The sequence below is a fragment of the Cellvibrio fontiphilus genome (assembly GCF_042646205.1).
Lineage (GTDB): Bacteria > Pseudomonadota > Gammaproteobacteria > Pseudomonadales > Cellvibrionaceae > Cellvibrio > Cellvibrio fontiphilus_A.
The window spans coordinates 628,866-654,086 of the sequence record NZ_JBHRTF010000003.1 but is presented as its reverse complement, the minus strand read 5'-3'; the positions used below and the strand labels follow the sequence as shown (position 1 = coordinate 654,086).

Sequence of the window (25,221 nt, the reverse complement as noted above, 5' to 3'; positions counted from 1 at the left end):
CACCAAATGTACTTAGCTAGCTTAGCCAGTATCTGCTTGGTTTGTCGTAAGAATTATTAAAAAAATTTACTTTCAAATTTGGCATTTGCAGATTCAATGCCAAACTTGAAGCTACACTTAACTCGCACTGACAAAGACTTGCTTACTGTTAAGTGCACCATAAGGTTTTTGTGATAATTGAATCCTTGAGTTGGATCAATGTATTGGCATTGATATTGCTCACACTATGTTAGTGCAGTCACAAAAAATTCATAATCTGCAAACACAATAGCCATAAGGAAGAAGATTTAATGAGTACACAATCATCAGGTCGTTTTGTTAGTCGACTTACTCGCGAAACATTGGCAATTATTCTTGCGGGCGGGCGTGGCTCCCGGTTGCATCAATTAACCGACTGGAGGGCAAAACCAGCGGTTCATTTTGGCGGGAAATTTCGCATCATCGATTTCCCTTTGTCGAATTGTGTTAACTCGGGAATTCGTCGGATTAGTGTGCTCACGCAATATAAATCCCACTCGCTGGACCGTCACGTGCAGCGTGGGTGGGGTTTCCTTGGTGGTGAGCTGGGTGAGTTTGTTGAATTGTTGCCAGCCCAACAGCGACTAAGCGAATCCTGGTATGTAGGAACCGCCGATGCGGTTGTTCAAAACATCGATATTATTCGTCGCCACAACCCTGAATATGTACTCATTCTTGCCGGCGACCACGTGTATAAAATGGATTATGGAACCATGATCGCCGCTCACGTAGAGCGCGGCGCTGATATCACTGTCGGCTGTATTGAAGTACCTCTTGAAATCGCCCACGCATTTGGCGTGATGGATGTTGATAAAGATTTTCGTATTGTTAAATTCACCGAAAAACCCAAAAACCCTGAACCTGTAGCTGGCAAGCCAGACAAAGCATTGGCATCCATGGGTATTTATGTTTTTAGTACCAAAGTGTTATTTAAAGAATTATTGAAAGACAGAGATGATCCTAATTCATCACACGACTTCGGTAAGGACATTATTCCTTCAATGATAAAAACCCATCGTGTAAATGCGTTCCCATTCCGCGATCCGGTTTCAGGTGGCGATGCTTACTGGCGCGATGTAGGAACAGTGGATTCACTCTGGGAAGCCAATTTGGAACTAACCGGTATTACACCAGAACTGGATTTGTATGATGGTGCTTGGCCGATCTGGACTTATCAAGAACAAGTGGCGCCAGCAAAATTTGTTTTTAATGATGAAGGGCGACGTGGTTACGCGGTGGATTCATTAATCGCAGGTGGCTGCATTATTTCTGGTTCAGCAGTTAAGCATTCGTTGTTGTTCCCTCGCGTTAGAGTTCACTCCTATTGTGAAATTGAAGATTCAGTTTTATTTCCAGGTGTTGATGTCGGCAGAAATTGCAAAATTCGCAAAGCACTTATTGATCGTCGCTGCAGAATCCCCGATGGCACCATCATTGGTTACGACTTGGAAGAAGATAAAAAACGCTTCCATGTATCACCCAAAGGTGTCGTATTAGTCACGCCAGATATGTTAGGACAGGATGAAGTTAATGGTTAATCATGGTAAAACGAAGGTCGTTTTTCTTTGGCATATGCATCAACCGGATTACCGCGACATAGTTACCGGGGAATATTATTTCCCCTGGACTTACCTTCACGCGATTAAAGATTATGTGGACATGGCTGCGCACTTGGAGGAGCAGCCCGCCGCAAAAGCGGTGGTTAACTTTGCGCCCATTTTACTTGAGCAGCTGGATGATTATGCGCAGCAAATTGCTGCTTATTTAACAAAGGGCGATAAAATTAAAGATGCAGTGCTAGCATCACTGGTGGAGCCGGTAATGCCGGCTCCTGGCTCTATGGCTTACAGCGATCTACTAAAAAAATATTTACGCGCTAATCGCGAACGCATGATTGATCGCTTCCCCATATTCAAAGAACTTGCTGACATAGTTGACTCGCTCAATGAAAAGCCTTTTCTTACACGCTATTTGAATGAACAATTTGCCGTTGATTTATGTGTTTGGTATCACCTCAGCTGGCTCGCTGAAATACCGCGTCGCACCGATCCCCGAATCAAAAAACTACAAGACAAAGAACGTAATTTTTCTATGGCCGACAGGCGGGAATTACTCGCCATCATCGGTGAACTCGTCGCATCTATTGGGCCGCGTTACCGAAAACTTGCAGAAAGAGGGCAGATCGAACTATGCATGAGCCCCTATGCTCACCCTATAGTTCCTTTATTGCTCGATCTTAATAGCGCGAAACAAGCAATGCCCGATGTGCAGCTGCCTAATGCAGATTTTTATCCTGATGGTCGCAATAGAGCTCGCTGGCATTTGCATGAAGGGCTTAAAGTTTTTGAGCACTACTTTGGTATTCGCCCAAAAGGTTGTTGGGCTTCTGAAGGCGCATTAAGCGATGAAACTCTGGCGTTGTTGAGTGCCGAGAAGTTTGATTGGGCTGCCACCGGTGATTCGGTCTTGCATAATAGTTTGCGTGCACCAGAGAATCACACAATAGCAACTGAATTGTATTCAAAGCAGGAGTCCTTACACCGAGCTTACACATTCCACAATACAAAAATTAAAACGTTTTTCCGGGATGATGGGTTGTCAGATCTTATTGGTTTCAAATACGCCACATGGCATTCAGATGATGCAGTAGGCGATTTGCTAAATCATATCGTCAACATAGCAAAACACAGTAAAGACACCAAAAACACCGTTATCTCCGTCATTATGGATGGAGAAAATGCATGGGAATACTTCCCTGAAAATGCCTATCATTTTCTTCACAATCTGTATGAGCGCTTGTCTAATCACCCACAACTTGAATTAACCACCTACAGTGAATTTTTGGATCAACAAAAACCTTTGCCACTGGCAATGCCACACTTGGTTGCTGGTAGCTGGGTATACGGCACCTTCTCGACCTGGATTGGCGACAAGGACAAAAATCGCGGCTGGGATATGTTGTGCGACGCTAAACAACAGGTCGATCTGGCACTTTCCAAACGTAGTTTTTCTCCTGCACAGCTAGCTCAAATTGAGAAACAATTGGCTCTGTGTGAGGGATCGGATTGGTTTTGGTGGTTCGGTGATTACAACCCCGCCCAAAGCGTAAGTGACTTCGAATATTTATTTCGTCGCCATCTCATCAACCTTTACACCTTAATAGATCAACCAACGCCAGCTTATTTACATCAAGTAATGAGCGTAGGTGGTGGAGATCCCGCCTCTGGGGGCGTAATGCGACAAGGACATGCGAATTGACGTTTAACTTTTTATCAGCATTAAAGGGGAGGGCGCATACTTATGGTTAACAAATCACCCTTGTTTGAGCGCCGCACAGCGGGTGTTTTGTTACATCCAACATCCTTACCCTGTTCTGAATTCTACAGTTTTAATAGTGACAAAAATTTTTTTGGTACATTGGGACGTGACGCCTACAAGTTTGTAGACTTTATAGCGGAGGCCGGTTTTTCTATTTGGCAGATGTTGCCAACTGGCCCAACCCAGAATGACATGTCTCCCTATCAGTCTATTTCTGCTCACGCAGGAAACCCGGACTTAATCAGTTTGGATTGGCTTGTAGAACAAGGCTGGATTACGTTTTCAGAAAGCGTTAATCGCAATCAAACAATTACCGATTTACGACACATAGCCGCCACATCTTTTTATGAAAAATTGGCAGGCGAGCAGGGCGCACAGCTCAAGGAAAATTTTGAACGCTTTTGTGAAGAACAAGATTATTGGCTAAATGATTTTGCGTTATTTAGCGCAATACGTGCAAGCAGACCCAATGTATCCTGGGTAGATTGGCCTGCTGAGCTTCGCACACGTGAGATAACATCGCTTCAAACCATTCGAGAAGAATTAAAAGCTGAAATTGATCAGGTAGTATTTGAACAGTTTGCTTTTTTTAGCCAATGGCATGCGTTAAAAAAATACGCGAATGATCGAGGCATTTTTCTATTTGGTGACATGCCCATTTTTGTCGGGCACGACAGTGCTGATGTTTGGGCACAACAGCATTACTTTTGTGTGGATACACACGGAAACCCACTAACAGTAGCAGGAGTGCCACCCGATTATTTTTCAGAGACAGGGCAGCACTGGGGCAACCCTCATTACAATTGGGAGGCGATGACTGCAGACGGTTTCCTATGGTGGCAAGCAAGATTAAAAACCCAACTCCAATTATTTGATTTAATTCGTATAGACCACTTTCGAGGCTTTGAAGCGTTTTGGGAAATTCCTGCAGGCAGCAAAGATGCGCGCGCAGGCAAGTGGGTAAAAGCACCCGGCGCAGCATTACTTCGCGCTTGTTTTGAAGCCTTTCCCCAGCTGCCTTTGGTTGCCGAAAACTTGGGGCTTATCACCGAAGAAGTAGAAGCGCTGCGCCGTGAATTTAATTTGCCCGGCATGTTAGTGTTGCAATTCGGATTTGATGGCAACAGCAACAACCCGCACTTGCCACATAATCATAGTCGCGACGAGGTGATTTACACCGGCACGCACGACAACGATACCACTTTGGGCTGGTATGAAAACCTAGCGGAAAACAGTCGTCAATTAATCAAAAAATATTTTTTTAATTCTACAGAGCCAATGCCATGGCTGTTGATTGAAGCGGCATTATCCTCGGTAGGAAATATGGCAATTATGCCAATGCAAGACCTTTTGGAGCTTGATGGAGGGCACAGGATGAATATGCCCGGCACAACGGATAAAAATTGGGTGTGGACATTTTCTTGGGATCAGCTTGATCCAGGATTAGCCGGTGATATCCGGCAGTTGTTAACTATCTATCATCGGCTTGGCTAAAGGCGCCCCAGGGCAAGCCCAAACCGATGATGGCACATTTATCACTCAACTTGCGCAGGAATCGTTATGGAACATAGATGCAGTGATCGTCACCCAACCGACATTAAAATCCTTATTTATCGTTACGGTGTTCCGGTCGCTATAGGACGTATCAAAAATGGAAGTCGATATGGCCTATATATTGAATCTGATCTTTCAGATGTTCATGCATTACAGCAACTCGACATAGAAATTCTGGTTTATCGCAGCTCACAAAAGCTTCAACGCTACAAGTTTGAATCGATTGTCGTTCACACCAACAGTCGTGGATTCGGCGTAGAGATAGACGCGTCCAATGAGGAGGCCTGCAACCAGCTGATGGAAATGATCCAGGCTCAACCCAGAACGCCCAAAGCTACCGAATTATTTGCTATGGTAGCTTATGCTTAAAGATAGGCCGGCAAGTTGTTTGCCAGCAATCTTTCTTATTAATGGCCACACAAGAACCCACACCAATTGCGCATAATGTATATTATGTTAAATTGAGTACGGATCAACACCATGCACGATAATCCTGTAAGGCTTGCCGGCTTGGTTTGTGGCCCTTTCCCTTCGCTTATTTGGAATGGCACAGCCTTTTTATGAAGCACAGACAACTGTTAGAGCGCTTATACGCTGAGGTCGAAACAGTCATACTGAGTAAACAGCATCCAGTTACTGGTTTGCTGCCCGCAAGTACAGCAATTACCAGCCATGGCGACTACACAGATGCGTGGGTTCGCGACAATGTTTATTCGATTATCAGTGTTTGGTCTTTGTCGCTTGCGTTAAAGCACCAAGGTGAAACCTATAAAAGCGATCTGCTTGAACAATCCACCATTAAATTAATGCGCGGTCTCTTGCAATCCATGATGCGTCAGGCCAATAAGGTTGAAGCATTCAAACATTCATTGGATAACCGCGATGCGCTGCATGCCAAATACGATACCGCTACGGGATTACCCGTTGTTGCCGATGATGCCTGGGGCCATTTACAAATAGATGCAACCTCGGTTTATTTACTGATGCTCGCACAAATGAGCGCATCAGGCCTGCGAATTGTATGCACCTACGACGAAGTAGATTTTGTTCAGAATCTTGTCTATTACATAGCGAGTGCTTACCGCACGCCCGATTATGGAATTTGGGAGCGCGGTAATAAAGTCAACAACGGTAAAACAGAAATTAATGCCAGCTCTGTGGGCATGGCTAAAGCAGCATTGCAAGCACTGGATAAATTTAACCTGTTCGGAAAACATGGCGACCCGCGCGCAACAATTCATGTAATTGCCGATGCGATTTCGCTTGCTAGAACCACCCTTGCCTCTCTGCTGCCACGTGAATCACTTTCAAAAGAAACAGACAGCGCCTTACTCAGCATTATCGGCTTCCCTGCATTTGCAGTGGGAAAAGAAACACTTGCAACTCAAACGCGCGATTCAATTTTGACAAAATTAGGTGGCAATTACGGCTGTAAACGTTTTTTGTGGGATGGCCATCAAACTGTATTGGAAGAAAGTTCACGCATTTATTACGAGCACGATGAGCTGGGAAATTTTGCTCATGTTGAATCTGAATGGCCGCTATTTTTCACCTACCTCTACATTACTGCATTGTTTGACGGCAGTGAGGCAACCGCAAAGTATTATCGGAAAAAGTTGGAATCACTCACTGTAAATGTGAATGGTATAGGTTTACTTCCCGAGCTTTATTATTTGCCGATTGAAAATATTGAAGCAGAAAAACGCAATCCACGCTCACAAACTAGAGTGCCAAATGAAAATATTCCTTTGGTCTGGGCACAAAGTTTGTTTTTGACTGGGTTGATGCTTGATGAAGGATTGGTCAGTGCAGACGACCTTGATCCATTAAAAATGCGCCGCCGCTCTACCCGCTTTGTTAAATCCAATATTGCTTTGGTTGTTCTTACCGAGAATGAAGCGATCAAACAAAATTTATCCAAACACGGTGTTATTGCCGAGAGTTTGCAAGATATTAAACCCATGGGGGTTGTATCAGCCTCAAGCCTTATGGAAGCTTATGCGCATGTCGGTGAAAATAAATCACTGGGCTTGACTGGTAGGCCTCGGCGACGCGTGCAAAGTTTGGCAACATCGCAAACCTACGAGATCAATAATAAAGTGTATTTAAGCCTCTCATGGCTGCAAAGTGAGCGCGAAGACTATCGCCGTTACGATGCCGAATGGATTATTGAAACACTCACCCAAGAGATTGCCTTTATTCACAAAAATTGGTTGAGTTCAGAGGTCGCTGTTTTTACGTTAATGATTGACCACCGCCTTAACAAAGTTCCCAATTGTGAATTATTGTTTCAAATGTTGCGCAATTATCAGCTGCGCAATGAACAAGAATATGTGGGTTATGCATCGGCAAATTTGGCTTATCGCGCATCCAGGGTAAACACACTCACTATTCCTCATTTTCATATTCCATCGATGAATCAGCAGGTTTTAGCGAGCTACTCAAAAGATGATGCACTGCAACCCGCGCAACTTGAGCCCATAGCAGCTGCATTGCTTGAACACTTTTACACAGAAAGTGACATCATTACCTACCGTAAATTTTCAAATTACGTAAAAGGTAAAAAACTCACGGATAATGTGGGCAGCAATGGCAGTGTTATCACCCTTAAAGAATTGATCCGGGACTTCTTCTACCGCTCGCAAAAAGTCAATTACTGGCTGTTATCGCGCTTTTGTTTCTCCCAGCTGAGCTACAGCTTAATTGATTTGGCCGATAGCTTAACTTTGCTGGCTGCGCGCAACCTTATTATTTCTGTAGGTGACAATAATCATACTGAGATTAAAGTCGATCAATCTTTCTCTAACGCAAAATATTTTGAAAGTGTGCGTGAACTTTTCCCGGATTTGCTGGAGCGTACACTGGTTCAGGAGCTGATATCAGGTATCGGTTCTTTAATTCGTGCAGAGCCAAAATTATTTGACGGTTTGCATTCGGTGCAACTTAGAAACTTCATGCTGCTCTGCGGTATGGACAAAGGCGACGCCGAAGATGTGAGTATGGTTGAATGGCTGGGGTTACAATCGCCAGCGCGACTGTACAAGAAAATACGTGCAATTCTAACCTCAAGGAAAAAGGTGTTTTCGCAAGAAATTAATCAGATCACTCCCTATCCTATCCATCACTTACCAATGTCGGAAGATGAAAATGCAATTCTCTCCGAGGCAATAGACAATGACTGGAAGGAATGGCGAACTGCCCGAGGTTTGATTACTCACTTTGATGATAATTTCCTGAAAGACATTTGGCACAGCTTAATGTTTGCCGAGCAATTGATTTTTTGTAACCCCGATGGGCGCTGCTTCAATTTGGACTGCAAAACAATTCGCCGCTCCATGACGCCTGGCGAAGAAAGCTTTGCACACCATATAGATCAGCTAACTCACCAACTCTACCCTGCCTATTATAAGAGTGCAGTAGTGGAAGCGTTGTATGCTTACACCCAGTTTTGCATTACTAACCCACAGGTTCGTTTTGCAGAGCCGGTTGTATTCCTTGAAGTATTGGAGCTTGCCGCTGAACGCTATATGCGTGATCGCAAATCACCTGTGCATAATCGCGGCATAGAAACAGACCTTATGATCTTGCTGGAGCAGTCGCCCCATATACTCAACCTGTACGTCACCCTGGTTTTTGCTGAAATTACCCAGCCCTACTAACCCGCAATAAGCAATAAGAAGCCCTGTGCCGGCTTGCAGCCATGTTTTCATAACCACCTGATTTTATGAAATATATGCAAGTCGGCCATAGGCTCACAACGGTATAGCGTTTAGAATGCGCCCTCTTAGGGTGCTTCGTTTGCTTAAAGTTGAGAACTATGAAATTACTGGGTCCAACACTACTGATTTTGGGGGCGATTCTTAATATTCTTGCCCTTTTTATGCTGGTTCCACTGGCACTTTCCATCGCCTACAACAGCGACAATCAACTCGCTTTTTTTTCGTCTGCAACAATTACCAGCTTGGTGGGTATAGCGTTTTTACTCATGGGTAAACGCTCGCGCCTCGACTTTATGCAACCCCGGCAAGTTTTTCTAATCACAACTGTTGCCTGGACCGGTGTCTCACTCTTCAGCGCCTTGCCCTTCATTTTGATTGACCACCCACTGACTCTTGCGGATGCAGTGTTTGAAGCTGTGTCTGGAGTGACGTCTACCGGCTCCTCAGTTATGGTCGGCCTGGATCAGCTACCAAAAGATGTATTACTTTGGCGCTCACTGCTGAACTGGATTGGCGGCGTTGGGATTATCGGTATGGCGATTGCCGTACTGCCCTTTCTGCGCGTGGGTGGGATGCGCTTGTTTAAAACAGAGTCATCCGACTGGTCAGACAAAGCAATGCCACGCGCACGTAGCCTGATGGCAATGATCATTTATTGTTACATCGGTCTTTCTATTCTCTGTTGTCTTGCGTTCTGGCTAGCTGGCATGGACTTTTTTAATGCGGTGAACCATGCGATGGCTACAGTTTCCACAGGAGGCTACTCCACTTCCGATGCATCATTTGCTCAATTCAATAGCCTCTTACTGCATTGGATTGCGATAGTTTTTATGCTCGCTGGCGCATTTCCTTTTGTCATTTTTGTGCGCATGTTAATTAACAGAAGATTCATCGTGCTGGAGGATACCCAAGTAAGAGGTTTACTCTTAATCGTTGCCATCATGACTTTAATTTTAACGGCACAATTAATTATCACCGAGCAAATGGATCCTTTTCGTGCGTTAACTATGGCAGGTTTTAATCTGGTTTCTATTGTTACCACAACAGGCTTTGCATCTGGTGATTACCAGCTGTGGGGGCCAGTCTCTTTTGTTGTCTTCTATTTTGCTATGTTTGTTGGCGGTTGCTCAGGCTCCACCAGTGGTGGAATCAAGGTTTTCCGTTTGCAAATTTTTGCGGGTCTGGTTAAAGAGCAAATCATCACCGCCATTCACCCCCGCGCTATTATTAGTCGTCGCTACAATGGGCGATTGATTAGCTCAGAGATTATTGCCTCGTCGATTTCATACATGTGCCTGATGGCTGCCTGCCTCATTGTTATCGCAGTCATTCTTGCTTTTACTGGCCTGGATATGGTGACCAGTATCTCCGGTGCAGCAACCGCCGTTATGAACGTAGGCCCAGGAATGGGCGATGTTATTGGCCCAGCGGGGAATTTTTCCAGCCTGAGTGATACTGCCAAGTGGGCGCTATCGGCGGGCATGCTGCTGGGGCGTTTGGAGTTTCTAACCATTTTAGTTTTATTTACCCCTGCATTTTGGCGGGCATGATGATTATCGAAAAAACACTACGCCGCTTTGCTTACCCTATAGGGATTTTGTTTCCCTGGTTGTTAACACCGCTCGCGTTTTTAATTACTGACTATTTACCAAAAACCAATGTGCCACTGTTGTACATAGTGATGGTGGTTTTTATTGCCATCAACGTAACTGTTGAATTGGCGATTATTAACGCGCTGTCCAGCTTTTTTGCTTTTAGCTTTTTCTTTGCCAACCCTACTCACTCGATCATGATTCACCAGGACGAGGATCTTCTGACGATTTTGCTATTTTTGCTTACCTCAGTAATTGTTGGCTACATGGCGACCAAGCATAAAAACAATGTTCAAAAAATTCGCATGCGCGAATTTATGACAGATATTGAATTAGAGCTATTAGAAAAACTACCTAAAGCATTGAATACAGAGGATGTAGTCAATGCGATGCGAGAGGCACTGCTTCCCTGGAAAGAAAATTGCGTTCTCATCACCCATGGTGATAATTGGGCGACACATCCAATGATCAGGCGCATGACTAACCTTCGGAAAACTTATCTGGAGGAATTGTTGGAGCTGCGTTTAACGCCTGAAATGATTAAAAAAATTCCCGAACTCGAACTCGAACATGATGTGTATTTTTTATACAACACGCGTCAGGTTATAGGTTTATTGAAAATATCGATTACCAACATACAATACTTACCCAAAGACATTTTTCTACTGCTTTTACATCAGGTAAATATTTCACTCGAACGTACACGTCTTGCAGCAGAATTGGAAAAAGAAAAAATCGCTAAAGAAAACGAATTGCTCCGTTCAGCACTGCTGTCCTCTGTGTCCCACGACTTCCGCACACCACTCACCACCATGATAGGTGCCACCTCTACCGTTATTGAGTTTGGTGATCACTTAAACAAAGAAGAGACTACGGAACTACTAAAAACCGTTCTTGAAGAGGCGCAGCGGCTTAATCGCTATACACAAAACCTGCTGGATATGACCAAACTAGGCTTTGGTCACCTCCAGTTAGAATGTGACTGGGTCACCGTTGAAGAGATAATAAGCGTGGTTAAAAAGCGGTTAAAACCACTGCTCATACATAACGATATCAAACAAAACATTCATCCTAACTTGCCGCCACTTTATGTACACGCCGCATTTTTAGAGCAAGCAATATTTAATGTGATTGATAACGCCATTAAATTTTCCCCTAAGGATGCAAGTATTGACGTTGACTGCTTCAGGGAAGGCGACATGATTGTGTTTACCATTTGCGATCAAGGAACAGGTATCCCCGAAGAAGAGCGTGAAAAAGTTTTTGAGCGCTTTCACACCGCAGAAAAAGGCGACCGCCGTAGGTCTGGCAGTGGTTTGGGTTTGACGATTTGTCAGGGAATGATCATGGCTCACGGTGGAAAAGTTACCATACAAGCCAACCCACGCCGAGTAGCGGATAAGAAAAACCCCGGGTGCTGTGTGCGTATTGAGCTGCCTGTCACTGAAGCAGACGATAATAAAAATCAGGAAAAAGAAATTTAACAGCGATGTAACGCAGATACTTCCCAGCGCTGTCTATACTCCCTTTCATGTAACTGGAGTTATCATGAGTAAAATTCTAATTATTGACGATGAACCTCAAATTCGTCGCTTCTTACAAATTGGTTTGACTGCCCAAGGCTACACCATATTAGAGGCGGATAATGGGCGTCAGGGCTTGGCATTAGCGGCCGAACTACTTCCCGATTTGATTATTCTGGACATGGGCTTACCTGATCTGGATGGTCAAGTCGTGCTAAAAAAATTGCGTGATTTTTTTCATCAGCCAATTATTGTTTTATCGGTACGAAATCGCGAATCTGAAATCGTGCAGGCCTTGGATACCGGCGCCAATGATTATGTAGTCAAGCCCTTTGGCATCCAGGAATTGCTGGCCCGCATTCGCGGATTGATCAAAGCATTTGGCCCAAGTGTAGAGACTGTGCAAAGCTATCAGGATGAGCGCGTCATTATTGATTTGCAGGAGCGCAAATTAACAGTGGATGGAGAAGCCACCAAATTATCGCGCAAAGAATTTGAATTACTGAAGCGTCTCATCAATAACGCCGGCCGTTTAGTTACACAACAGCAATTGCTACGCGAAATTTGGGGCGGCACCCACGTGGAAGATACACATTATCTGCGCATTTTTATTGCTCGCCTGCGTACCAAGCTGGGCGATGATCCATCAAACCCGCGCTACATAGAAACTGAACCCGGCGTTGGTTATCGCTTTTTACCTAGTGTGGAAAATTAACCGCAACTCATTAACACTCAATATTTTTAGTGTGCAATTATCCATATACAAACAAAAAAGGGGCATATGCCCCTTTTTTGTTTTACTGACTCATTACGGCCTGATTACAAGTATTATTCAGCCACTGTTGGAACAGTTTTAGGCATTAATGGATTACAGTTTTTAATGGTTACACGGCCTTCCAATAAGCTGCCTTTAGAGTATTCGCTGAAAATACAGCTATTGGTTTCAGGGTCGTAGTTCTCTACCCACAAATTGTCGTCTTTCCAGGTAGCCGCTATATGCATTTGCCCTTTGGGAACGGTGATGGACATAACACCACCAAAATTTTTCACAAAGTGCTGCTCATAGTGAAAGAAATACATGCCCCAACCTATGATCAAAATAGTCAGGCCACCTATAGCGCCCGCTTTCCATTTAAAGTAGCGACCAATCCCCCAGAAAACAAACAGGGCTACCGCGACAACAGCAATCCAATACAAATAGGTAATCACATCATGTCCCTCTTGTTGAAAACAGGCTTTAAAACCGATTAAGCCTTATTCAACAAGTTTTTGCCGCGAACTGCAAGCGCACCCAACGCAAATAATCCCAATACCAGCAGCGACAAAAAGCCGAGGCTACCGCTACCACCGCCAGATTTTTCGGTGATCAGGGTATTTTTTGCAGGGTTCAAACTGGCCGCGGTATCAGGGTCTGCGTTGAGCACTACAACACGCTCGATAACTACAAAATGTTCGTTAGTGACAGGTTTTTTCGCAGTGTAATCTGCTGCGCTGTAATTACGCAGAGGGATTTCAGTGAATGAGCCGTTAAAGTTGAAGCGGGTTAAATTGGCAATCGCCAGCACCACATCCATGCCACCAGTCACTTCACCAAACGCGGTAAAACCGCCATTTTGTTTATCCAGATTGCCCGAGTTATCCGCCAGGTTAATAAACCATTGGTTAGTGGCACTGTTGGGATTATTGGGGGTTTTTGCCATGGATATGGTTGCGCGCACGTTGGAATAAACCGGCTCATTTTCAACGGCTGCATTGGGGGTAATGGCTTCCAGCTTGTCTGTGGTTACATATTTGAAACCACCGCCCTGTACGATAAAACCGCTCACCGAGCGATGAATAACAGTATTGGTGTAAGCGTTGGCATTCACATAAGCCAGAAAATTTGCCACAGTTTTAGGCGTGGTTTTGTCGTAGAGGTTAACTTCAAAATTGCCCATTACGGTTTGAAACTGCACCGTTGTAGCAGCTGCAAATTGACTCATCAGTGCACCGGCACTCAGGCACAGTGCCGCGACAGAGCGTTTTAAAAAAGTGGCAGGAATGGAAAAACGGGACAGGGTGCGCATGGTCGATCAACCTCGATGACATTATTAGTAGTGAAAACTGATAAAAATAAATGCTAATCCGATATCTACCAACATCAGTTAGATTGCTGGCATCTTATCCTGTAGTACTGCCACTACACACCCTGAATTTGTTGGAATTTGTAATAAAAGTTAGCGTCGCATTGGGGGATTTATGAATTCTCTTCCATATCATCAGTGAGTTTTTTCCAATGCCCGTTGGGTTGGGAAATAACCTCATAACGCGCCCATTGACGAAATTCACTGCGCAAACAAATCCCTGTTTCATAACCGCCCGCACCAGCAACTACTTTAAAGATAACTTTGTCTTTACTGGCGATAGCATTTTCAGCGGCGTCTACGACCTGACGCACACTCCATAAGTTCCCCAGCTTGCCATTGCTGTAGAAATGGCCGGGAATAATCTGCTCCGGGTGAGTGATGTTTTTCTCTGCATGCTGTTTAGCCAGCTCCAGCAGCTGGGTTAAATTTTCAGCAGTGATATCGACGTAGGAGTTCAACTCTTCCATCGCTGCAGAAAAATCTTCCTGGGTTAATTCAAATTGACGCTCCGCCGCAAGCGCAGGTTTTGCAATTTGCCGACGCGTTAAATGTGCGGGGTAACGACGCCAGGGGAAAAATGCATTGAACACCACAGCCATGAGCATAATGCTGGCAACGTTCACCAAAATTGGCGCAACCAAATAAAAATATTCCAGCTTGTAGATTTCCGCTCCACCAATCACCGCTGCAAGCGCAGTTGCTCCGCCGGGGGGATGCATGCAGCGCCCATAATGCATAACCGTTACCGCAAGCCCGACCGCAAGTGCGGGTGTCCAGGTTTGATCGGGCACCAACTGCTGGCAACTCACGCCGACAAATGCCGACAGCAAATGTCCCCCGATAACTGCCCAGGGTTGTGACAAGGCACCTTGCGGAACGGCAAATAACAATACCGCCGTTGCCCCCATGGATGTGACCATTACCAGCGTGCCCGCGGTGTGCATAAAGCCATCGGGAAAGCACCAACGGGTTCCCCAGTAGACCGCGAGAATACCGAGCAATGCCCCCAAACCAGAGATTATTTTCTCGCCATGTCGCGTTGTATTGCGCTCAATACCCAACAGCAAACGCGCTTCATGCAGCCAATGTTTAATACTCATAGGGGTTCCCCTAACGCACCAGAAAAGTGCGCGATGCTAGAAGGTTATGCCGCTGAGTGCAAATTCCTTGGCAGACTAAAACAATTAACGCAAATGCTTGACCTTCCCATGATGGTAAAGCTTAGTCTGGCTTTACTAACCCAGCATCAGGAGAGAATCATGCAGTTATTCCACGTAGAAACTATGACTTGTCAAGGTTGTGCAGCGGCCATTACTCGCGCTTTACAGGCGGTGGACGGCACTGCATTGATACAAACCTTCCCTTCAATTCGCTTGGTAAAAATTCAATCAGATTTGGATCAGCCAACATTGATCGAAGCTTTTGCTAACGCGGGTTATCCCGCCGAACCTTATACTGGTGATCAGCGAGGTGAATCATGAAAAGTGAAACCCAAGAACTAGACCTTCAAATAGAAGGTATGACCTGTGCATCTTGTGTCGCCCATGTTGAACGCGCGCTGGGTAAAGTCACCGGAGTAGCTAGCGTTAGCGTCAACCTCACTACGGAAAGAGCGCACCTGACCTTAGCAGAAGCTGTACCTTTGGATACGCTGGTAAAGCAGGTTGAACAAGCGGGATATAGCGCGAAGTTGGCCTCAGTAAAAGATGATCAGGAAACTGCCGAGCGCCGCGAACAGGAGCTGCTGGACTTGAGCCTCCAGTTTCGCGTGGCGCTCATCCTCACCCTGCCCGTGTTTGTGATGGAAATGGGCAGCCATCTGATCCCGGCGCTGCATCATTGGTTGATGGCCAACCTCGGGCAGTGGAATTGGATTATCCAAGCGCTCTTAACCACACTGGTGATGCTTGGCCCCGGCCGGGTGTTTTACCTTAAAGGGCTGCCCGCACTCTTGCGCCTGGCGCCGGATATGAACTCGCTGGTGGCGATTGGCAGCCTTGCCGCCTGGGGTTATTCACTGGTGGCGACTTTCCTGCCCCAGGCCCTGCCCGCCGGCACCTTGAATGTGTATTTTGAAGCAGCGGCGGTGATAGTTACCCTGATACTACTGGGTCGTTTGCTGGAGGCGCGCGCCCGTGGCCGCACCAGCGACGCCATCGCCCAGCTGGTCAAACTCCAACCCCACACCGCCACACGCATCATTAATGGTCAGCAACAGACGGTTGGGATAGACCAGATCCAACCCGGCGATCTATTGCTGGTTCGCCCCGGCGAGCGCATCCCACTGGACGGCACACTCACCCAAGGCGGCTCTTTTATCGACGAATCCATGATGACCGGCGAACCTATGCCAGTCAGTAAAACCACTGGCGATGAATTGATTGGCGGCACCCTGAATACCACCGGCTCCTTTGAATACCGCGTCACCAAAACCGGTGGCGATACTATGCTCGCGCAGATCATCCAACTGGTAGAGGCTGCCCAGGGTTCCAAGCTACCCATACAAGCGCTGGTGGATCAAATCACCCGCTGGTTTGTACCTGCGGTTATGTTGGTCGCGCTGCTGACTTTTGTGGTGTGGATGCTCTTTGGCCCCCAACCTGCCCTGGCGTTTGCTCTGGTCAATGCTGTGGCGGTGCTGATTATTGCCTGCCCTTGCGCCATGGGTTTGGCGACCCCCACCTCGATTATGGTGGGCACCGGTCGCGCGGCGAGCCTCGGCTTGTTATTCCGGCGCGGCGCGGCGCTGCAAAGTTTGGCCGAAGTGAAAACCATCGCCTTTGATAAAACCGGCACCCTGACCCTTGGCCAACCGCAACTGACCGACTTTATCGTCGCGCCAGGCATGAGCCAAAACGACAAGCGCGATTTGCTGGCGCTGGCGGCAGCCGCTGAAGAACATTCCGAGCACCCAATTGCGCAAGCCTTGATTGAAGCAGCGCGGCAAGAAAATATTGCCCTTGGGCAGCTGCAATCCTTTGAGGCAATTCCCGGTTATGGATTAACCGCACAGGTTTCCGGTGTGCAATTGCATATCGGCGCTGATCGATTATTTACCAAATTGGGAATAGACCTGAGCGTGTTTTCAGCGGCGGCACAACAGCTCGCCGAACAAGGCAAAACGCCCATTTATATTGCGCGCAACCAACAAGCGGCGGCGGTGATGGCACTGGCTGACACCATCAAACCCGGCACTGAAACGGCGCTCGCCGCTTTGCATAAACTCGGGTTTAAAATCGCGATGATTACCGGCGACAATCGTCGTACCGCCGAGGTCATTGCCAAACAGCTGCAGATAGATGTGGTGATTGCCGAAGTGTTGCCCGATCAAAAAGTCGCGGCGGTTAAACAACTGCGCAAAGATCATGGCGCGATTGCGTATGTGGGCGACGGCATTAACGATGCGCCCGCACTCGCCGAAGCTGATTTGGGTTTAGCGATTGGCACAGGAACGGATATCGCCATTGAAAGCGCCGACTTGATTTTAGTGAGCGGCGACATTCAAGGCGTGCCCAAAAGTATTGCCCTGGCGCGCGCGACCATGCGCAACATTAAACAAAATTTATTTTGGGCTTTTGCCTACAACGTGGCCTTAATTCCAATGGCTGCCGGTATTGCCTACCCCACATTCGGCATGTTGTTATCGCCCATGTTAGCAGCGGGAGCCATGGCCTTATCCAGCGTTTTTGTTGTGACTAACGCCCTGCGTTTGCGCAATTGGCAATCACCCTTTGACGACAATAAGGAGCACTCATAATGCGTCAATTTAATGCGTCTGCACTGGAACTGGCGGATGCCCACGCCAAGGGTTTGCACACCATTGGCGATGCGGCAAAACTAACCGGCGTAAGTGCAAAAATGATTCGCCATTACGAAACCCTGGGCTTGATTAACCCAACGGATCGCACCCAGGCGAATTACCGCGTGTATCAAACCCGCGAGATTCACTTGCTGAGTTTTATAAAAAGTGCGCGCGATTTAGGTTTCTCCATGAAACAAATTGCTCAACTGGCCAGCCTGTGGCAAAACGAAAAACGCAGCAGCGCCGAAGTAAAAAAATTAGCGCTTGAACATATACAGGAAATGGATGAGCGCATTAATGCCTTGCAAAATATGCGCACAGCCTTAAATGAACTGGCCACTCGCTGCCAAGGTGATGACCGCCCTGACTGCCCCATTCTGGAAGGCATTGCCTGTTGCAAAACCCAAGGGAGCACAGCATGAAAACAACCACCAAAAACACCGCACTCTTGTTAATGCTAAGCAGCAGCCTGCTGCTCGGCGCCTGTAGTAGTACCGCGCCCAAAAACTCAATGGCAAGTGTGCAGAGCGCCGTGAATAAAAATTTTCCACTGGTAAAACTGGATGAAAATTTTATTAACACACCTGCCGCAACAACGCCGGTGAATTTAGCCTCCGCGCTGCAGCTACCGGATGCATTGCAATTATTATTCACCCACTCACCCGAAGTGCGTATTGAGCTGGCAAAACTGGGCGTGGCCGATGCGCAACAACTGCAGGCTGAATTAATTAGCAACCCGCATATAGCGCTTGGTGCCATGCGCCCGGAAGGTGGCGGCCGTTGGAAACTGGAAACAGGTTTAAGCCAGCCATTGCTGGAATTATTTACCCGCCCACTGCGCCGCACCATGGCCGAACAAAATCTGTTGCGCACCCAGTTGCAATTGCAGGCTGCACTGCAGCGTTTAATTATTAAAACCCAAAACAATTACTACAACGCCCTGGCGGCTACGCAACATTTGCAGGTGCAAACCCAGGTAGTAGCAGCCAGCAAGGCACAACAGGCACTGGCGCTGAGTTTATACCGCGCTGGCAATATGGCGGAGAATCAGTTTCTTTATTACGACAATGAATTGCGGCACCAGCAGCAAGCCTGGAATGAACGCAAATTAACGGCAGAACAAAAACGCATTCAACTGTTGACTCACCTGGGGCTCGCCAGCACTAGCGAGCTTGAATTGCCACAGCATTTACCCCTGTTAAGCAATCAAGCGCTGGATAAACACCAACTAATGATGCAGGCACAGGATCACCGTCTGGATGCAAAAATTATCCAACAACAACTCAAACTCGCGCAGCAGCGCAAAGCCTTATTGAAACAAGAAAAAGGCTGGCGGGATATGAGCCTTGGTATTAACGCCGAGCGCGAACCCGACAGCAGTAACAACCTGGGTGCTGAAATTGAATTTGGGTTGCCCTTGTTTAATCGCAACCAAGGAAAACTGGCCATTCTTGATGCACAAATTAACGGGCTGGAAGCTGAACTGCAGCAACAGCAATTACAAATGGACAGGGAAATCAGCACAGCCCTACTTGCCGTAAACACCGCACAACAACAGCTAGGGTTAATTAACACGGCGTTACAGGTTGCGCAAAAACGGGTCGATCTTGCGCAGCGCGAGGTGAATTTTATGCTCACCAGCCCGTTTGAATTACTCGCGATAAAAGGCGATGAAATTCAACTCGCCCATGATTACACCGACACCTTAAAACGCTACTGGTTAGCGCACAGCCAATTGGAATTAGCGGTAGGAAAATCCCTAAGCACTACATCACCCGCAGCGCACAATTCCCACAGCGTTCACTCGCAGATGGATCACTCGCAGATGGATCACTCAAAGATGGATCATTCAAAGATGGATCACTCAAAAATGGATCATTCGAAGATGGATCATTCAAAAATGAATCACAACGATCACCACCCGGATCATAGCAAGCATGATGCACCACAGGCTAACGAACACGAGGAGCACAACCATGATTAATCGTCGCAACTTGTTGCTGGGCAGTGCAGCTGGTTTGGTCGCTGCAAGTTTGCCCCTTCAAGCACAAATAGATCACTCGCAGCATCAGCCTGAAACACACACTAAAAAAAGTGCTCAGCCGGATCACTTACAGCATCAACACGCTGCTGCAAAAACAGAGCGCCCCAGCACTAAACATATTCCTGCGGTGAGCACTCAAAAACCGGAGCTGACAGCACAGGGTTATCGCCCGGTGATTACGCCCAACGGTCGCACACTCGGCTATCGCATGAACCAAGGCGTAAAAGAATTTCATTTGATTGCCGAAGAAATCGAACACGAATTTGCACCCGGCAGCAAAATAAAAGCCTGGGGCTATAACGGCAGTACACCGGGGCCGACCATTGAAGTGGTAGAGGGCGACCGCGTGCGCATTTACGTGACCAATAAATTACCGGAGCACACCAGCATTCACTGGCACGGAATTTTGTTGCCCTGGGGAATGGACGGCGTAAGTGGTTTAACCCAAACGCCGATTAAACCGGGTGAAACTTTTATGTACGAATTTACCCTGGAGCAACACGGCACTCACATGTACCACCCGCACGCCGATGAAATGGTGCAACTCGCCACCGGCATGATGGGCATGTTTATTATCCACCCCAAAGAAAAAACCACCCCGGAAATCGACCGCGATTATGTGGTGCTGTTGCACAACTGGGCAGTTCACCCCGGCACCTATAGACCCGACCCCAGTGTGATGACGGAATTTAATTTGTGGACCATGAACAGCAAAGTTTTTCCGGCAATTGAATCCATGGTGGGGCAAACCGGCGAACGCATCCGCATTCGCGTGGGCAATTTATCCATGTGGAATCACCCTATTCATTTGCACGGCGTGCAATTTGAAGTGACCGGGTCTGACGGCGGCCGCTGGCCACAAAACCAGTGGCGCAAAGAAGTCACCGAAATTGTCGGCGTAGGCCAAACGCGCGATATTGAATTTATCGGCGTGCCAGGCGATTGGGCGTTTCACTGCCACATGAGCCATCACACCATGAATGCCATGGGGCATGAGGTGCCCAATATGCTCGGTGTTAAACAACCACAAGCGCAATTAAATAGAGTGCTGCCCGGTTATATGGCGATGGGTGAACACGGCATGGCAGAGCATCAAAAACACGTGGATATGGGCCATATGCCCGGCCCGGAAAATACCTTGCCGATGATGATGGGCGAAGGCCTGTTTGGAAAACTGGAAATGGGCGGTATGTTTTCCATGATTCGTGTGCGCGATCAACTGGGCGACGTTGCAGATATGTACCAACCGCCTGCCGGAACCCAAGCGCAAAAAGTAAACAACGTGCCGCAGGATATTCCCACCTAAACAGCAATCGCAAAACACAGGTCGCGCTGCGGCCTGTCGCAACTTCATCGCTAAGCTTCACCATTATTTAACCTCTGTGTCACCGCGGGTGACACAGAGGTTTTTTGTTGGGCGTGAAGTGTTAATAAATGTCTACATACGTCAATGCAGACTGCGTTGGTGCTGTGGCTCACCTATAATCTTCACTGACTATAACTACAAATAGCCGAAAATCGATTCAGCTCATCCAACCATTTATCATCATTTCCAGCACGAGAGACTCATGAAAAAACGCCCACTCGGTATTCCTTTATCGCAATATCTTTTTCGGTCATCCACATACTCAGCCAATCGCCTGTTGCTCGCCAGTTCATTAACGGCCCTGGCATTACTCACTGGCTGTGGTGAAAAAACCACCAACACACCCGCTGCAACAGCACAAAGCAGCAGCGCCGCCAGTAGTATTGCGCTGGAAATCACCCGTATTAGCGCGGAAGAAGCCAAAAAAACGGCAGCTACCATTGAATCGCAAGTGGAATTAAAACTGGCAGACGGTATTACCGGTGAACTCTGGGCCTCTGAAAAATTACTTGGCGATACAGTGGCCATCCACGTGGATGACAAGGGTCGCATTTGGGCGGGCATTACCCAGCGCAGTAACAATTCCGAATTTGATATTCGCGGCTATTCCGATTGGGAACACCCTTCTGTTGCCTTCCGCAATGTAGAAGACCGTCGCGCATTTTTAAAAGCTGAACTGGCACCGGAAAAAAGTGCACAAAACAAACGCATTCCCGATCGCAACAAAGACGGCAGTAATGACTGGCGCGATTTGGCGGTGATGAAAGAAAAAGTTATTCGCCTTGAAGACACGGCCGGTAGCGGCAAAGCCGATTTTGCACAAACCGTTGTGGAAGATTTTAATACCGAAGTGACCGATGTTATCGGCGGCATGTTTTACAGCGATTTGTTGGACGAACTTTTTGTCAACATAGCGCCGGATTTTTGGAAATTAAAAGATACCAATGGCGATGGCTATATGGACGAGAAAAAATCCCTCGCCCATGGCTTTGGTGTGCACATAGGTTTTAGTGGTCACGGCATGTCGGGCGCCATTATGGGGCCGGATGGCATGATGTATTACAGCATGGGTGATGTGGGCACCGCAGTTACCGATGCGAGCGGCAAAACCTGGAATTATCCCGATCAGGGCGTGATTGTTCGCAGCGAGCCCGATGGCAGTAATTTTGAAGTCTTTGCCCACGGCCTGCGCAATATTTATGAATTCTCATTCGACAAATACGGCAACTTTATCAGCGTGGATAACGACGGCGACCACGTAGGTGAATACGAGCGTATCGTGCATTTGATTGAGGGTTCAGACACCGGCTGGCGTATTAACTGGCAGCTGGGTAAATACAAAGATCCTAAAAACAACAGCTACAAAGTCTGGATGGATGAAAACTATTACACCCCAAGGTTTAAAGACCAGGCGGCGCATATTCTTCCGCCAGTCGCGCCTTATTACGCCGGCCCTACAGGTATGACCTACAACCCGGGCACGGCGTTTAACGATAAATGGAAAGACCATTTCTTTGTGGTGGAATTTGTCGGCTCTGCCGCGCGCGCCGGTATTAACGCATTTACCTTAAAACCCAAAGGCGCCGGCTTTGAATTGGATAAGGATGAAAATATTTTCCGCGGCGTACTCGCCACCGGTTTGGATTTTGGCCCGGACGGCGCCATGTACATGAGCGACTGGATTGAAGGCTGGGGCTTAAAACAAAAAGGCCGCGTATGGAAATTGGATACACCTGACACCGCCGGCAATGCGATCCGCAAAGAAACCCAGGCACTGCTTGCAGAAGATTTACGCCAGCGCAGCGCAAGCGATTTAGTTGCACTGTTGAGCCATGCCGATATGCGTGTGCGTCAAAAAGCGCAATTTATTTTGGTGGAAAAAAATGAACGTGAGCTGCTGGAAAATCAGGCGCAAAACGCTACTGACGAATTTGCGCGCATCCACGCCATTTGGGGCTTGGGGCAATTGCTGCGCAAAGACGCCAATGTCGATGCGGTATTAATTGGCCTGCTCAGCGATAGCAACAGTGAAATGCGCGCACAAGCGGCAAAAGTATTGGGTGATGCCCGACACGCCGCCGCAACACGCGCATTGCTGCCATTGCTGGCCGATAAAAATCCACGCGCACAACTTTACGCGGCCCAAGCCTTGGGGCGCATAGGCGCTAAAGACGCCGTTGCACCCATAGTAGAAATGCTGGCCGCCAATAACGATGAAGATATTTATTTGCGTCAAGCCGGTGCAATTGCACTGGCACGTATTGGCGATGAAGCAGCCCTTGGCGAGTTAGCCAACCATGCCTCTGAAGCAGTGCGTATTGCTGCGGTAGTTGCCTTAAAACAAATGGCCAGCCCTGCCCTTGTAAACTTCCTGGCGGATAAAAGCGAATACGTTGTGACCAATGCTGCGCGCGCGATTAGCGATGATGAATTAGTCACCGCTGCCCTGCCCGCGCTTGCGGCTTATTTGGATAAACCTGCATTTACCAACGAGCAATTGTTGCGCCGCGTAATCAACGCCAACGTTTATGCAAACAGCGAAAGCAATTCCACCGCCGAGAATGCCGAGCGTTTAATTCGTTTTGCGTCACAAGAAAAAATGCCCGGTGTGCTGCGCGCAGAAGCAATTCACGCACTGGCAAGCTGGGGTGAAACCTCTGCCTACGACCGTGTAACCGGCGCTTATCGCGGTGCAATCAAACATTCGGAAACTGAAGCCATCGCTGCACTCAGCGAGAGCTACCAACTATTGCTGGCCGATAACAATGCCGATGTACGCGAAGCAACGGTTAATGCGATTGCGGGGCTGAATGTACGTGCGGCCACCGAACAACTGGTCACCCAATTACAAAAAGATCCGGCACCAGAAACTCGCATTGCCGCGCTGCATACCTTGAAAAAATTTGCAGTCAGCAATATTGGTGATTTGGTATTTGTAGCCATGAAAGACAAAGACCAAAGTGTACGCATGGCCGCACTCGCCTTGGTGCCCGAGTTGGATGTGCCCGTTGCCCAAGTGGTAGAAATGCACAGCCTGCTGTTAAAGAGCGGCACCACCGGCGAACAACAAGCTGCACTCTTGTCACTGGTAAATGTGGATGCACCGGAAGCCGTTGCCGTATTTAAAGATCAAATGCAGCAATTGATTGCAGGAAAAATCGCCCCCGAAGTGCAACTGGAATTAATTACGGCGGTGGAAAAAATCAACAAGCCGGAATTAACTGAACTGCTGAATAGCTATCAAAACAGCAAGGACAAAACCAAACCCTTGGATATGTTCCGCGAATCACTCAAAGGTGGCGATCCGGAAAAAGGGATGGCGATATTCCGCTACAGCAACACCGCCCAATGTGTGCGCTGCCACATGATAGGAACACGCGGCGCCAACGTTGGCCCCAACCTGACCACCATCGCCAAAACCCTGAGTCGCGAACAATTGCTGGAAGCCCTCGTTGATCCAGGTGCGCGTGTATCCCCAGGTTTTGGCCCGGTTTCCGGCATGCCACCTATGGGCATGTTGTTAAAACCGGATGAAATCCGCGATGTAGTTGCCTATCTGTCAACACTGACGGAAGAAGTTCATGAGGGGCATTAATCCCCGCTAAAAACTGTGTGTGAACTTGTCCCCCGGCTTCAACCGGGGGATTTTTTTTTAATGATTTTAAAAAGCGCGCAATTCACACTGCGCGCTTTTTTATTGGTTCAGCACTATTTTTTAAGTCAATTACACGGTATTACAAAAGGCCAATGTTTTTTGGCTAAACATTTTTGTTGGTGTGGAAATAGGTATGGGTTAGGATTGGTTAGTTAATGCTCGCACCAAAGGCCGATTAGTGATGTAGGGCGCGCTTCGCGTAGCATGACTGCGTGGATGCAGGAGGTAGAGCGACACAGGAGTCAAAGCCAAAGTCACCGAAGGTCTGGAATGTGCCCAAAGCGGAAGTTAGGCTTTTAAATTTGGCTGGTCATATATTTCCAAATATATTGAGCCGTTTATATACCAATTTTTTTCATCTCTAACCTAGCTTATTGACAGCTAGGCATATTTCGATGATGTAATGTGCGCTGAATAATTTGTAAGTCGCAGTTTTGTGGTTTTTCTGCGCAAAAGTAACCCACAAAACCATGACTTACAAACTGCCGTTGTACGCGGCGTTAC

At 47.3% G+C, this 25,221-nt stretch carries 17 protein-coding genes; 14 read left to right on the top strand and 3 right to left on the bottom strand.

Annotation, left to right across the window (positions count from 1 at the left end):
• Window positions 1-290: 290 nt before the first annotated feature.
• From glgC to ACFODX_RS08355, 8 genes are all read left to right on the top strand, one after another.
• Complete coding sequence (gene glgC, locus ACFODX_RS08390; RefSeq protein WP_324260126.1) at window positions 291-1,556, top strand: glucose-1-phosphate adenylyltransferase; 1,266 nt, start codon at window positions 291-293, stop codon at window positions 1,554-1,556.
• Entirely contained in the window at window positions 1,549-3,276 is a 1,728-nt protein-coding gene (locus tag ACFODX_RS08385) for a glycoside hydrolase (protein ID WP_378117988.1), read from the top strand. Before glgC ends, ACFODX_RS08385 begins: the two co-directional genes overlap by 8 nt.
• A gap of 60 nt (window positions 3,277-3,336) precedes the next feature.
• Window positions 3,337-4,830, top strand: coding sequence for a 4-alpha-glucanotransferase (malQ, locus tag ACFODX_RS08380; RefSeq protein WP_378117986.1), 1,494 nt, complete (start codon window positions 3,337-3,339; stop codon window positions 4,828-4,830).
• 66 nt (window positions 4,831-4,896) lie between these two features.
• The gene (locus ACFODX_RS08375; protein WP_378117984.1) at window positions 4,897-5,259 is read left to right on the top strand and encodes a hypothetical protein; all 363 of its coding nucleotides are present in this window, start codon (window positions 4,897-4,899) and stop codon (window positions 5,257-5,259) included.
• A gap of 191 nt (window positions 5,260-5,450) precedes the next feature.
• On the top strand, window positions 5,451-8,549 hold the full coding sequence (locus tag ACFODX_RS08370) for a glycoside hydrolase family 15 protein (protein ID WP_378117982.1): 3,099 nt from the start codon (window positions 5,451-5,453) through the stop codon (window positions 8,547-8,549).
• Between the two features lie 158 nt (window positions 8,550-8,707).
• Window positions 8,708-10,159: a TrkH family potassium uptake protein gene (locus ACFODX_RS08365; protein WP_378117980.1), complete on the top strand. Its 1,452-nt coding sequence runs from the start codon at window positions 8,708-8,710 to the stop codon at window positions 10,157-10,159.
• Window positions 10,072-11,685 (top strand): sensor histidine kinase, encoded by a 1,614-nt coding sequence (locus ACFODX_RS08360; RefSeq protein WP_378117978.1) that lies wholly within the window; start codon window positions 10,072-10,074, stop codon window positions 11,683-11,685. The genes ACFODX_RS08365 and ACFODX_RS08360 overlap by 88 nt, the downstream gene beginning before the upstream one ends.
• Before the next feature lie 64 nt (window positions 11,686-11,749).
• Entirely contained in the window at window positions 11,750-12,439 is a 690-nt protein-coding gene (locus tag ACFODX_RS08355; protein WP_378117976.1) for a response regulator, read from the top strand.
• A gap of 113 nt (window positions 12,440-12,552) precedes the next feature.
• Here ACFODX_RS08355 and ACFODX_RS08350 read toward each other — a convergent pair whose 3' ends face one another.
• The 3 genes from ACFODX_RS08350 to ACFODX_RS08340 all read right to left on the bottom strand — a co-directional run bounded on the left by ACFODX_RS08350 (window position 12,553) and on the right by ACFODX_RS08340 (window position 14,950).
• Window positions 12,553-12,933 (bottom strand): hypothetical protein, encoded by a 381-nt coding sequence (locus ACFODX_RS08350; protein WP_378117974.1) that lies wholly within the window; start codon window positions 12,931-12,933, stop codon window positions 12,553-12,555.
• A gap of 38 nt (window positions 12,934-12,971) precedes the next feature.
• Window positions 12,972-13,790: a peptidylprolyl isomerase gene (locus ACFODX_RS08345; protein ID WP_378117972.1), complete on the bottom strand. Its 819-nt coding sequence runs from the start codon at window positions 13,788-13,790 to the stop codon at window positions 12,972-12,974.
• Between the two features lie 170 nt (window positions 13,791-13,960).
• On the bottom strand, window positions 13,961-14,950 hold the full coding sequence (locus tag ACFODX_RS08340) for an HPP family protein (protein WP_378117970.1): 990 nt from the start codon (window positions 14,948-14,950) through the stop codon (window positions 13,961-13,963).
• A 159-nt stretch (window positions 14,951-15,109) separates the two neighbouring features.
• Between ACFODX_RS08340 and ACFODX_RS08335 the strand changes: the two genes are divergently transcribed.
• From ACFODX_RS08335 to ACFODX_RS08310, 6 genes are all read left to right on the top strand, one after another.
• Complete coding sequence (locus ACFODX_RS08335; protein ID WP_378117968.1) at window positions 15,110-15,331, top strand: heavy-metal-associated domain-containing protein; 222 nt, start codon at window positions 15,110-15,112, stop codon at window positions 15,329-15,331.
• The gene (locus ACFODX_RS08330; RefSeq protein ID WP_378117965.1) at window positions 15,328-17,607 is read left to right on the top strand and encodes a heavy metal translocating P-type ATPase; all 2,280 of its coding nucleotides are present in this window, start codon (window positions 15,328-15,330) and stop codon (window positions 17,605-17,607) included. The genes ACFODX_RS08335 and ACFODX_RS08330 overlap by 4 nt, the downstream gene beginning before the upstream one ends.
• Window positions 17,607-18,074 carry a Cu(I)-responsive transcriptional regulator gene (cueR, locus tag ACFODX_RS08325; RefSeq protein WP_378117963.1) on the top strand — a complete coding sequence of 156 codons (468 nt, stop codon included), beginning with the start codon at window positions 17,607-17,609 and terminating at the stop codon, window positions 18,072-18,074. The genes ACFODX_RS08330 and cueR overlap by 1 nt, the downstream gene beginning before the upstream one ends.
• Entirely contained in the window at window positions 18,071-19,636 is a 1,566-nt protein-coding gene (locus ACFODX_RS08320) for a TolC family protein (protein WP_378117961.1), read from the top strand. The genes cueR and ACFODX_RS08320 overlap by 4 nt, the downstream gene beginning before the upstream one ends.
• Window positions 19,629-21,002 carry a multicopper oxidase family protein gene (locus tag ACFODX_RS08315; RefSeq protein WP_378117959.1) on the top strand — a complete coding sequence of 458 codons (1,374 nt, stop codon included), beginning with the start codon at window positions 19,629-19,631 and terminating at the stop codon, window positions 21,000-21,002. Before ACFODX_RS08320 ends, ACFODX_RS08315 begins: the two co-directional genes overlap by 8 nt.
• Before the next feature lie 262 nt (window positions 21,003-21,264).
• Window positions 21,265-24,657 (top strand): HEAT repeat domain-containing protein, encoded by a 3,393-nt coding sequence (locus tag ACFODX_RS08310; protein ID WP_378117957.1) that lies wholly within the window; start codon window positions 21,265-21,267, stop codon window positions 24,655-24,657.
• Window positions 24,658-25,221: the final 564 nt, after the last annotated feature.

Coding starts and splice junctions, on each gene's coding strand:
- glgC (WP_324260126.1), top strand. CDS start 291: ATGAGTACACAATCATCAGGTCGTTTTGTTAGTCGACTTACTCGCGAA.
- ACFODX_RS08385 (WP_378117988.1), top strand. CDS start 1,549: ATGGTTAATCATGGTAAAACGAAGGTCGTTTTTCTTTGGCATATGCAT.
- ACFODX_RS08375 (WP_378117984.1), top strand. CDS start 4,897: ATGGAACATAGATGCAGTGATCGTCACCCAACCGACATTAAAATCCTT.
- ACFODX_RS08370 (WP_378117982.1), top strand. CDS start 5,451: ATGAAGCACAGACAACTGTTAGAGCGCTTATACGCTGAGGTCGAAACA.
- ACFODX_RS08365 (WP_378117980.1), top strand. CDS start 8,708: ATGAAATTACTGGGTCCAACACTACTGATTTTGGGGGCGATTCTTAAT.
- ACFODX_RS08355 (WP_378117976.1), top strand. CDS start 11,750: ATGAGTAAAATTCTAATTATTGACGATGAACCTCAAATTCGTCGCTTC.
- ACFODX_RS08345 (WP_378117972.1), bottom strand. CDS start 13,790: ATGCGCACCCTGTCCCGTTTTTCCATTCCTGCCACTTTTTTAAAACGC.
- ACFODX_RS08340 (WP_378117970.1), bottom strand. CDS start 14,950: ATGAGTATTAAACATTGGCTGCATGAAGCGCGTTTGCTGTTGGGTATT.
- ACFODX_RS08335 (WP_378117968.1), top strand. CDS start 15,110: ATGCAGTTATTCCACGTAGAAACTATGACTTGTCAAGGTTGTGCAGCG.
- ACFODX_RS08330 (WP_378117965.1), top strand. CDS start 15,328: ATGAAAAGTGAAACCCAAGAACTAGACCTTCAAATAGAAGGTATGACC.
- cueR (WP_378117963.1), top strand. CDS start 17,607: ATGCGTCAATTTAATGCGTCTGCACTGGAACTGGCGGATGCCCACGCC.
- ACFODX_RS08320 (WP_378117961.1), top strand. CDS start 18,071: ATGAAAACAACCACCAAAAACACCGCACTCTTGTTAATGCTAAGCAGC.
- ACFODX_RS08315 (WP_378117959.1), top strand. CDS start 19,629: ATGATTAATCGTCGCAACTTGTTGCTGGGCAGTGCAGCTGGTTTGGTC.
- ACFODX_RS08310 (WP_378117957.1), top strand. CDS start 21,265: ATGAAAAAACGCCCACTCGGTATTCCTTTATCGCAATATCTTTTTCGG.